This is a genomic window from Vibrio syngnathi, assembly GCF_002119525.1.
GTDB classification, from domain to species: Bacteria; Pseudomonadota; Gammaproteobacteria; order Enterobacterales; family Vibrionaceae; genus Vibrio; species Vibrio syngnathi.
In genome coordinates, this window is the sequence record NZ_CP017916.1 from 2,538,371 (window position 1) to 2,549,098 (window position 10,728).

At 45.4% G+C, this 10,728-nt stretch carries 9 protein-coding genes and 1 riboswitch; of the genes, 6 read left to right on the forward strand and 3 right to left on the reverse strand.

What is annotated here, in order from left to right; all coding sequences use genetic code 11:
• Positions 1–72 precede the first annotated feature (72 nt).
• The 3 genes from K08M4_RS22135 to K08M4_RS11595 all read right to left on the reverse strand — a co-directional run bounded on the left by K08M4_RS22135 (position 73) and on the right by K08M4_RS11595 (position 4,840).
• Positions 73–234 carry a hypothetical protein gene (locus tag K08M4_RS22135; RefSeq protein ID WP_198299332.1) on the reverse strand — a complete coding sequence of 54 codons (162 nt, stop codon included), beginning with the start codon at positions 232–234 and terminating at the stop codon, positions 73–75.
• 6 nt (positions 235–240) lie between these two features.
• Positions 241–3,717 (reverse strand): exodeoxyribonuclease V subunit gamma, encoded by a 3,477-nt coding sequence (recC, locus tag K08M4_RS11590; RefSeq protein WP_086049960.1) that lies wholly within the window; start codon positions 3,715–3,717, stop codon positions 241–243.
• A 127-nt stretch (positions 3,718–3,844) separates the two neighbouring features.
• Positions 3,845–4,840 carry a TDT family transporter gene (locus K08M4_RS11595; protein WP_198299291.1) on the reverse strand — a complete coding sequence of 332 codons (996 nt, stop codon included), beginning with the start codon at positions 4,838–4,840 and terminating at the stop codon, positions 3,845–3,847.
• Positions 4,841–5,002: 162 nt separating this feature from the next.
• Here K08M4_RS11595 and K08M4_RS11600 point away from each other — a divergent pair, with 162 nt between their 5' ends.
• The 6 genes from K08M4_RS11600 (at position 5,003) to dapD (ending at position 10,553) form a co-directional block, all read left to right on the forward strand.
• Positions 5,003–5,899, forward strand: a complete 897-nt coding sequence (locus K08M4_RS11600; protein WP_086049962.1) for a LysR family transcriptional regulator — start codon at positions 5,003–5,005, stop codon at positions 5,897–5,899.
• Between the two features lie 88 nt (positions 5,900–5,987).
• Positions 5,988–6,281, forward strand: a complete 294-nt coding sequence (locus tag K08M4_RS11605) for a YebG family protein (protein WP_004735185.1) — start codon at positions 5,988–5,990, stop codon at positions 6,279–6,281.
• A gap of 154 nt (positions 6,282–6,435) precedes the next feature.
• A riboswitch (Fluoride riboswitch) is annotated at positions 6,436–6,519 on the forward strand.
• 194 nt (positions 6,520–6,713) lie between these two features.
• Positions 6,714–7,406 (forward strand): iron-sulfur cluster assembly scaffold protein, encoded by a 693-nt coding sequence (locus K08M4_RS11610; protein WP_017079913.1) that lies wholly within the window; start codon positions 6,714–6,716, stop codon positions 7,404–7,406.
• Positions 7,407–7,430: 24 nt separating this feature from the next.
• Positions 7,431–8,420, forward strand: a complete 990-nt coding sequence (locus K08M4_RS11615) for a GGGtGRT protein (protein ID WP_086049963.1) — start codon at positions 7,431–7,433, stop codon at positions 8,418–8,420.
• Between the two features lie 200 nt (positions 8,421–8,620).
• The gene (locus tag K08M4_RS11620; RefSeq protein ID WP_086049964.1) at positions 8,621–9,262 is read left to right on the forward strand and encodes a MarC family protein; all 642 of its coding nucleotides are present in this window, start codon (positions 8,621–8,623) and stop codon (positions 9,260–9,262) included.
• A 259-nt stretch (positions 9,263–9,521) separates the two neighbouring features.
• Positions 9,522–10,553 (forward strand): 2,3,4,5-tetrahydropyridine-2,6-dicarboxylate N-succinyltransferase, encoded by a 1,032-nt coding sequence (dapD, locus tag K08M4_RS11625; RefSeq protein ID WP_009848346.1) that lies wholly within the window; start codon positions 9,522–9,524, stop codon positions 10,551–10,553.
• Positions 10,554–10,728: the final 175 nt, after the last annotated feature.

The following is a 10,728-nucleotide window of genomic DNA, read 5'->3' on the forward strand; positions in this document are numbered from 1 at the left end:
TTTGTACTTTACGGCGTTACTTTGAACCACAGAATAATGGTCCCTCTGACCTGTGGCCGTACAGCGAACGCCCTACACTAATAATGATTTACTGGCGGCCACTTTATTTCCTGTACCTTGCTTTTCTTCACCTTGATTCCCTTCATCTTGAAAGCAGGCATCCCAAATGTTTACCAGCCACTCTCTTTCGTTTTTCATTAATTCAGCGATCCCGCTATTGATCTTGTCGATCACAGCCACCTACTCCTGATCTTCCAGATCGGCAGCAGCCAACCTTGCCGCCTGTAACACAAGCGTTGAATACATCCGTGACTCAGCAGCCAGTTCATCATCCCACTTAGACCAAATTCGAGAGATGTAAGTATCTCTGCCCTCGCCCGTAAAGGCGAAGCTGTCATTAAAGGTATCAGCCATTTTCTTAAGTGACTTTTCTTCGTCATCGACCCATTTACCACGACTAAAGCCCGCTTCAACACCAGCTAACGCCGTTTTCGGGAAGTAAGGTAATGGCGCTGTCATACCTTGATAAAACAGTCGCACTAACTCAGCCAGTAAACTCTTCGCCTGCTGTGCATCACCAATAGGCTGTAGCGTTTGGTGAACCACGCCCTCTTTTCTGTCGTAGCCAATAATATGGGTCGTCTTTCCGCGTCCCATCACTGCACAACATAGGTGATCAATCCACGCTGCCAAATAATCTTGAGAGCGTATTTTACCGCTACGGAAACGCACTAGACCCGATTGATAGTTTTGAGTTAACCAACCCATCAAACGAACAGGTTTGCCTTCGCCTAACACATCAAATTCGATATTCACTTCGAGATCTTGTTGCGGTGATCCGCTCACAAATCGAATCTCTTTGGCTAAGTCTTCCGCTTGAACACGGTTGGTTTCAAATTCGATATCACCAAAGGCGCCAACCGGTAATCTGCCCTGTGCTTTTTGCTCAGAGACAAACAATCGAACGGCTTCGTCTGCGCCTTCAGGGTGGTCCAGTAACACTTGCAACAAAGCATCCTTAAGTTGGAAACTCTCTAAACCATTAAGTACAAATGGCTCATCGTCTTCCATCACAGGAAGTGGCGGCTCAAACACCACTTTTAGACGGCGATTAAAGAAGTACTGCACTGGCAAACGCCAAAAACGCTGTAACTCAACCAAATCGAGTTCTAACGGGTACGACGCACCCAACAAATAGTCATCTAAGGCGCGATTAAATTCACCACTGCGTTCACCGGAACGGTTAGCCGCTGGAAGCCACTCTTTGGCGTAACTCAGCACATGGCTCGCATCACCTTGAGAAAACGCAGCAGGGCTGAACGGTGTCATGGTGTGTTCAAAGCTGATCGCTTGAGTCAGGTTGATGCCTGAATCATCACTTGGTAAGGCTTGGTCGTCACTCAAACAGTAATTCTGCTGGCAGTACTCTATCAACTCTGAAACGAGCACTGATGGCACTCGCTCGGTATTATCTTGAATTGAACGGCCGACATAGCTGATGTATAAACACTCTTGCGCCGACAACATCGCCTCTAAAAATAGATAGCGGTCATCATCACGACGAGAACGGTCACCCGGACGAGTGCGCCCTTTCATCAAATCAAAACCTTCTGGCGGCATTGAGCGAGGGTAAACACCATCATTCATGCCTAACAAACAGACGGTTTTGAACGGAATAGAACGCATCGGCATCAAGGTACAAAAGTTAACTTGGCCAGCTAAGAAACGCTGGCTAATACGCGCGCCAGATAACTTATTATTGAGATACTGGTAGATAATGCTTGGCGACAGTTCTTGTTCGTACAAGGCATCATCAAGCTGTTCGTTCAGTTGCGAAAGTGCATCGCGAATCGATTTGAGCACCACCTCGCCTTCTAGCTCCACTGCAAAGAAATCATCAATCATTTGCAGCAAGGTTTCACGCCACATATCGATAGATTGGGTTTCAGTTAAGCGTTGACGGTAATGGGCGATACGATCGATAAAGTGCGCTAACTTGCCAGCAAGTTCGGCGTTAATACCCTGAACTTCGTTATAAGCGGCAATCGGAGAGTGTTCAGTTTCAAATAAACCCGCAGAATCCGACATCGCATATCCTAAGAGCATGCGCTGAATACCGAATAACCAAGTATTTTGCTCGGTCGCAGGTAGATCAAATTCTGTTGCCGTTGAAGCATCGACACCCCAACGGATACCCGCTTCTTCAACCCATTGCTTGGCTTGCTCGAATTGAAACTCGTCAATACCAAAGCGCGCCATCATCGCTGGGATTTCTAATAGCTCTAGCAATTCAGAGGCTAAACAGCGCGTGTTCGGTAGCGCGACCAACTGCATGAAGGCGGTCAGAATTGGGCTTTCTTGGTCAGCCGTTCTATCAGAGATAGAGTAAGGGATATAACGCTCACCCGGAGCATTACCAAATACCGCCTGAATCGCTGGGCTATAGGCATTGATGTCAGACACCATCACAATGATATCGCGTGGTTTCAGGGTCGGGTCAGCATCAAACATAGCCAACAACTGATCATGAAGGACTTCAACCTCGCGCATTGGGCTGTGACACGCATGTACGGTCAGAGAGCGATCGCCAAGCTCAACCACCTGTTTATGGTTGCTGGAATCTAATATGTGGTCGTCTTGATGTTCTTCTAACTGGAGAATATCGGCTTGCAGTTGATGAAGCAGGTTATCCCTCTCAACATCAATAAAGAACTCATGCTCTTCGCTGTCTGATTGGGATAGTAAAAACAGGTTATCTCTGCCCAGCTTACCCATAGACGCAAGTAAACTATTACCCACGGCTTGGCTGGTATGCAATTCGTCTTCAACGTTGGCTTCAATGCCATCTTTCAATGGTGATACTTCGCCTTCTAGTTGAGGTAAACCATCAACCAACGCAAACTGCTTGCGACGCTGCGCTTCAACTCTTGCCAAATATTTACGGTCGCGAATATCGCCCCAGTAATGCTGGCAAGGGTTGGTAAACATCAAGTGCACATCAATCTGCTCGCCAAGTGCTTTCAACGCATCCATGTAACGAGGAGGCAGCGAAGAGATACCAAACACAAACAGACGCTTAGGTAAGTGTTGTAGCTGACCTTGTTGATTGGCTAACGCTTCAATAAAGTCGTGATACAAGTTACCACGGTGATACTTCGATTGGCCTTGAGACAGGGTTTGCTCATAGAGTGTCTTCCACAAAATTGGCTGCCAAGGATGTTCTTGTTGCCCCTCATCATCAATTAACTCGGCAACGGGCTCTCCCGCTTCCCACATCGCCATCCACTCCGGTCGATACACCAAGTATCCATCGAAGATATCGGCAATTTTCTCTGCCAATTGGTACAACTTCGAATCATCTTCGTCGTTTTCAAGGTAGCGTTGTAGAGGTAAAAAATCAGGGTGGTCAAGCTTAGCGGGTAGCAAACTCATCAGCTTCCACGTCATCGCTTCTTTGTTAAAAGCACTGCGTTTAGGTACATCAGGAAGCACTTGGGTAAACATATCCCAAATGAAGGTTGCTGGAAGAGGAAAGTCTATATTTGCTGCTACACCAAACTCTTTGGCGAGTTCCATCTTAAGCCATTGAGACATACCTGGGCTCTGAACCAAGATCTGCTCTTTTTCGAAAGGATTGGCTAAAGGGTCACTTTTGATTAAGTGAACGAGAAGGATTTTTAAAGTATCGACTTTATTGGAATGGTAAACAGTAAACAAAGTGCACTCACGCTAATCTTGCCACAATATAAAGCCAGATTAGCATAAGTGCCGAGTTTGGATTAGGAATATAAGCTTATGAAATACTGAAAACTTAAGGTCCGTTTATCTTTTGAACTATTGCTTCTTACAATCTACTGCCTACCGCGCTTAGAACACGGTGAGGTTTGTAATTCATGTAATAACGAATCGCCACATAACCCACTACAAACGTTGCCACAATCAATTCTAGATACGCTAGGTTGAAGACTTGATCCACATAGTGAGTTTCCACACCAACGGTTTGCATCCAAGCCGCCAATTTGAATAACGCCGTTGCACCAATCACGATTGGGAAGGTAAACGCCGCATAGCCAGGGCTGAATGGCAGACGAAGTAGTTTGAAAAACGCGATGTAGATAATAAACGTCATCAACACTGCAATGCCAAAGAGTAACCCAATGATCACTGGCGAAGGATTTGCCGTCACCGTGAGGTAGCCAGCTAAAGATAGACTTGCTGGTGCCGCCATAATAGCAATGGTTGGTTTTGCTGCGTCAGGCACTTCATGAGAGAAGATCAAACGGTAAATCATGAGCGGTAGCATTATGGCATAAACCAATAAGCCAAAGACTAAAGTCGCGTGAGCAACGGGTTCTAAGATCGGATTACCGGAAAAAGAAACGTCTGCCACGATAATACCGATTGGTGGCACAAACCAACTTGGCACCATGTGGTGAATCTCAAAGTTTTTAGCTCTGTGGTATAAGAAGCTCACCAAGAACACGACATGTAACGCTACCGAAGCGAGCCACACAGCTTCTTGTAAGAATTGAGATATTGGAGCCAATGAAGCAGACACCACCATACACCCCATCGCGAATGTGGGTACAACACTACCCACAACAGGATGTGCAAGGTCTTCACGTAATAAGTGGCCGTGAATCAAAAATTTTACGGCTAAAACAAGAAGTAATACCGCCGCAATGCCAGCACTGATCCACTGCACCAAACCCGGTGTGTGCAAAATACCTTGTGCGACTAAAACACCATCCCAACACCAGCCTAAACTTGCAATTGCGAGTGCTAACCCTGCCATGGGAGTTGGAGCTCCTGTTAATCTATATTTAATACGTTGAATCATGTCAGCCTCTCTTAAACCTAATTCACTAAACTTGTGAACTCATCAGCTTGTTGAAGCCATAATACGCTTGCGCTTCGTTAAACAATATCCAATTATATATAACAAGCGTTCATCAACACTGAACGAGACCTTTTCCACCAGCAGCGTAAAACTAGGAACCTGATGGCTAATATTTCAATCAAACAACTCAAAGTGTTTGTCACCATCACCCAACATTCGACGCTTACCGCCGCATCGGAAGCACTGTTTTTATCTAAGGCTGCTGTCAGCATGGCACTAGGCGAAATGGAAAAACAACTGGGTCACTCTCTATTTGACCGGGTTAATAACCGATTAATTCTCAATCAAGAGGGACAAAAGCTTCTTCCTTTGGCGGATGAGATATTACATCGTGCTGCTGGTATTGGTGTTTTGTTCCGAGACGACCAGCCTTTAAGTGGCAATTTAAAGGTTGGCGCGAGTGACACGATTGGTAATCAGGTCGCACCGTTTATTCTATCTGGCTTTCGCGAACTAACTCAGCATCAAGATCAGAGCTTATTCATTTCAAACAGTGCGCTGATCTGCCAAAAGTTGGTGGATTATGAACTGGATATCGCGCTAATTGAAGGAAAAACACTCCATCCGGAGTTGATCTCTAGCCAGTTCAGTAGCGATGAAATGTGTATTATTGTTAGTAATCAACACCCTCTCAATTCAAAAGAAAAAGTGATTTTAAGCGATTTAGAAGATAGTCATTGGATTTTACGTGAGTCTGGTTCAGGCACTCGCGAGTTTTTCCTGCGTGCCGTCGCACCACGCATCGAACATTGGTATGAATCCTTTGAGCTCAACACGACTGAGGCGATCATCAATTCTGTTTCTGCCAATCTTGGATTCGCGTGTTTATCACGGCTGGCTGCGCAACGAGCAATTGACTCAGGCCGAGTGAAAGCACTCGATGTCCCACTCGACATGAAACGACGTTTCTGGATGCTGGTCCATAAAGACAAATATCAAAGCCCGCTGCTGAAATCCTTCATGAGTTATTGTGAAGACTGGGCTACACATCAAGATTGAGGCCGCATTGTTAGGGCTCCAACTGGACTTTTAACATCAGAAACTGTATAAAAAGCCAGTAAAATTTATCAAACTTAGAGGATTAACCATGGCTGTTATCGTCAAGTACGTGGTCGAACGCAACGGAGAAGAGAAAATGACTTTTACCTCTAAAGCCGAAGCTGACGCATACGACAAAATGCTGGATATGGCTGATGAGCTTTTTGAACTATTAAGCAAAAGCGATTTAGTTGAAGATGAAGGCAAGCAAGAAGAGCTTGCAATGTACCTAGCGAAGAACAAAGAAGAAGTTCTTTACGCATTAGGTGCTAAGCGTAAACCAGCTCCGAAAAAAGAAAAGAAGCTTGAAGCTGTTGAAGACGCAGAAGAAGATGCCGCTTAATTAGCTGAAGTTTTCTAAAAAACGTCAATAATGTCTCTAATCAGAGTTCGTTATTGGCGTTTTTTTATACTTATCGAAATATAATGAACTCTGTTGATAGTCGAAATCGCTCTAAACATTCGCTTGCACAAAAGTGTGATAAAGTTCTAATCTATAGTCATCAGGTGATGGGGTTCCACCTAAGCTTTTGCTTCAACCGCCCGTTCTTTTGAACAGTGCTAATGACTCCTACAGAATCGAAAACAGGTAATACTGTTGGATGTATCGCTATTCCTCCATTTTGAAATGGACTTAGTCTATTAAGACCGAGCTCCATGACACCTTTGGATTATCGATACACAAGATCTGTAGTGAATTAGCCACACCTCTTCCAACACGTCCTGTTTTCTCAACGCCCTAGGTCTTCAATGACCCTAACAGTGAGAAAACATTATGCACTACTCTTCAGAAATTCAATCAATGTGCCCTATTCAAAGGGGTGATCTTCACACTTCAGCACCAATTCCAGTTGAAGGCGCTATGGTTAGTCCAAAAGACGTTATCGCTATTTCTGGCTTAAGCCATGGCGTCGGCACTTGTGCACCACAACAAGGTGCCGCAAAACTAACACTGAACGTAAAAAACGGCATCATCGAAGAGGCGCTAATCGAAACGATTGGTTGTTCAGGCATGACTCAATCAGCCGCGATGGCAGCCGAAATCCTCACCGGAAGAACCATTCTTGAAGCCCTAAATACTGACTTAGTGTGTGACGCTATTAACGTAGCAATGCGCGAGATCTTTCTGCAATTTGTTTATGGTCGAACTCAGTCTGCTTTCTCTGAAGGCGGTCTAGAAATTGGCGCCGCATTAGAAGACTTAGGTCAAACACAGCGCAGCCAAGTGGGTACCAGTTACTCAACTGCTGCGAAAGGCGTTCGTTACCTAGAGCTTGCCGAAGGTTACGTGACCAAGCTTGCACTTGATGACCACAGCGAAGTGATTGGCTACGAGTATCTCAACCTCGGCAAAATGATGAAGGCGATCAATCAAGGCGTGTCAGCCAATGAAGCTGCTGACCTTGCGACGGGTACTTATGGGCGCTTCGATGAAGCCGTTACCACTATTAACCCACGCCAACAGTAATTTTTGCCAATTTAGAGGAAAGATATGATGAACACTCAATTTAATGAATCAATAACTCGCGTATTGGCAGAAATGAACTTCGACTCTTTGGAGCAAGCGAACCAATACTGTCTATCACACAAAGTCGACCCAAAAGCGTTAGTGATGGATACCCAACCTATTGCTTTTGAAAGCGCTGCCGATGCTTATATCCTTGGCTCAGCACTGGCGTTATTTCGCAAAGCCACCAGCGCAGAACAAGCCGCTAATATTATTGGTGAAGGCCTCCAAGCATTTACCAAACCCGGCAGTGTCGCAGAGCAACGCCAAGTAGGTATTGGCCACGGTGCACTAGCTGCGCGTCTTCTAAATGAAGAAAGCCACTGCTTTGCCTTCCTTGCAGGCCATGAATCTTTTGCTGCTGCAGAAGGTGCAATTAAAATTGCACTCAACGTCAACAAATCTCGTCACACCCCATTGAAGGTAATACTAAACGGTCTAGGTAAAGATGCGGCTTATCTTATCTCTCGCATCAACGGTTTCACTTACGTGCGCACTCAATACGATTACCAAACAGGTGAACTTGTTGAAACAGAACGTCGCCGCTTCTCACAAGGCCCTCGCGGAGAGATCTTGTGTTACGGCGCTGATGATGTGCGTGAAGGCGTGGCAATCATGCACAGAGAAGAAGTGGATGTAAGTATTACGGGTAACTCAACTAACCCAACGCGCTTCCAACACCCTGTTGCAGGTATCTACAAAGCTGAACGTACTCGCCAAGGTTTGCCTTACTTCTCAGTTGCTTCAGGCGGCGGTACAGGTCGAACATTGCACCCAGATAACGTGGCAGCAGGCCCTGCGTCTTACGGCATGACAGATACTATGGGTAGAATGCACGCTGATGCTCAGTTCGCAGGTAGCTCTTCTGTTCCTGCTCACGTGGCAATGATGGGCTTCATCGGTATGGGTAACAATCCAATGGTCGGTGCGACGGTTGCATTGGCTGTAGCAGTAAGCGAATCTCAAAACGCATAACGACAACGTTGAGCGCCACGATCTATCCATAGAATAGAGTCAGTTAACTGAGAAACAAGCAATAACAGACGACCAAAACTCTACACCTATCACTAAAACCAAACAGCCAGCCTTATGCTGGCTGTTTTTTATTCACACTTGCTCTACTATCTATTTCTAATAATTATTTGTATTTAACTGCATCTTTTCAAAGGAATAATATGAAAGAGCTCATCATTCATACCATTACTGTGTTCATGGGCTTTTTTGCCATCATGAACCCAATCGCTAATACGCCAATTTTTCTTGGATTAACCGGTGACAATGACAGGGAAACAGTTAAATCTATCGCTTTCCGTTCAGTGTTTATCGCATTCATCATCGTCAGTACTTTTGCACTCTCTGGCAAACTTATCTTTGACCTATTTGGTATCACACTTTACGCACTTCGAATCACAGGCGGCATTTTGGTCTTTTTGATTGGCTTTCACATGCTGCAAGGCGATTCAACACATGCCAAAGCAAAAGAGAAAGTGAACTCAGATGCCCAGCGAGACGCCGCACTAAGTATCGCCGTATCACCTTTGGCAATGCCGATACTGGCCGGCCCCGGCACCATAGCCACTGCAATGAACTTTGCCAGTACCGAAGGTATCTACGAAACCATCATCACCATTGTAGCTTTCGGCCTACTGTGTACCTTAACCTATATCTTATTTGTATTCGGCGAGCGCTTTGTTAAAGCTGTCGGACCAAGCGCATTGAACGTGATAACCCGAATGATGGGATTGATACTCGCCGTTATCGGTATGCAGATGTTGATTGAAGGGATTGAACAGGCTTATAAGGCGCTGTTTGTTTAGAGAAGACTATTAAAACGAGAGTATTGATTAAATTACGAGCCAATTTTTGTTGTTCTACAACATTTTCTCATTGCAGAAAACTATCTCCAGAAAGACAAGCAATATCATTTTACAGACTTTATCCCGATGCGCCCTTTCATAACGAGGGCGCTCTCTTTATGATGAACGCAATTAAATTAACTTTGCTAACGGCAGCGCTTGTTATTCGAGCCGTTGTTATGAAGTAGCAAAATCAAGACTCAACACATGGAGATTCAACATGGCTTACTTTTCACTAGCCTTCGGTACGGCAACCAAAAACCGCGACAATAAAATCATTGAAGCGTTCTTCCCTAACCCACTTCTAAACCCAAGCGACGCTCTTGTTGCGGCTGTTGGTGAAGTTGCAGGTTACACTGAAGGCAACCAAGCTATCGAAATCTCTGCTGCACAAAGCGCAGAACTAGCGAAAGCATTCGCAGCAAACGACGATGCAGCAAACGCATCTTTCGCAGAAAAAGCAGCAGCATCTGAGCAACCTCTTGTTCTTGTTGTTCTTGCGACTGACGAGAAACCAGCATCAGTTGCTGAAGGCTTCCTTAAGCTGCAACTGATCTCTAACCGCCTAGTTCAACCACACGGTACGGTACTAGACGGTATCTTCGGTCTACTGCACAACATCGCATGGACTAACGAAGGCCCTATCGATCTTCCTGAGCTGGCTGAGCGTCAAATCGAAGCTCGCCTAGCGGGTCGCGCTCTGTCTGTAGATTGCGTAGACAAGTTCCCTAAAATGGTAGATTACGTGGTACCAACAGGTATTCGTATTGCTGACACTTCTCGTGTTCGTCTTGGCGCACACGTAGGCGAAGGCACAACAGTAATGCACGAAGGTTTCATCAACTTCAATGCGGGTACTACTGGCGTAAGCATGGTTGAAGGTCGTATCTCTGCGGGTGTGGTTGTAGGTAACGGTTCTGATATCGGCGGCGGTGCTTCTATCATGGGTACGCTTTCTGGTGGCGGCACTATGGTTATCTCTATCGGCGAAAACTGTCTACTAGGCGCAAACGCGGGTCTTGGCTTCCCAATGGGCGATCGTTGTACGGTTGAGTCTGGTCTTTACGTGACTGCGGGTACTAAGGTTCGTATGCTAGATAAAGAAGGCAACGAAGTAGAAATCATTAAAGCTCGCGACCTAGCTGGCGTTTCTGATCTTCTGTTCCGTCGCAACTCGATCACTGGCCAAATTGAATGTCTAGCGAACAAGTCAGCGGTTGAACTGAACAGCGAGCTACACAGCAACAACTAATCTAAGCGCTAGATGCTAAATGCTAAATGCTAAATGCTAAATGCTAAATGCTAGAAAATACGAAGCCGTTGGGATTGAATCCAACGGCTTTTTTGATCCTAGCTCTTGAAACATCAAATCTAATAAAAAAGCGCAGACCGAAAGGTCTGCGCTTTTATTAGTTTTTAAAACTATT

Coding starts and splice junctions, on each gene's coding strand:
- K08M4_RS11595 (WP_198299291.1), bottom strand. CDS start 4,840: ATGATTCAACGTATTAAATATAGATTAACAGGAGCTCCAACTCCCATG.
- K08M4_RS11600 (WP_086049962.1), top strand. CDS start 5,003: ATGGCTAATATTTCAATCAAACAACTCAAAGTGTTTGTCACCATCACC.
- K08M4_RS11605 (WP_004735185.1), top strand. CDS start 5,988: ATGGCTGTTATCGTCAAGTACGTGGTCGAACGCAACGGAGAAGAGAAA.
- K08M4_RS11610 (WP_017079913.1), top strand. CDS start 6,714: ATGCACTACTCTTCAGAAATTCAATCAATGTGCCCTATTCAAAGGGGT.
- K08M4_RS11615 (WP_086049963.1), top strand. CDS start 7,431: ATGATGAACACTCAATTTAATGAATCAATAACTCGCGTATTGGCAGAA.
- K08M4_RS11620 (WP_086049964.1), top strand. CDS start 8,621: ATGAAAGAGCTCATCATTCATACCATTACTGTGTTCATGGGCTTTTTT.
- dapD (WP_009848346.1), top strand. CDS start 9,522: ATGGCTTACTTTTCACTAGCCTTCGGTACGGCAACCAAAAACCGCGAC.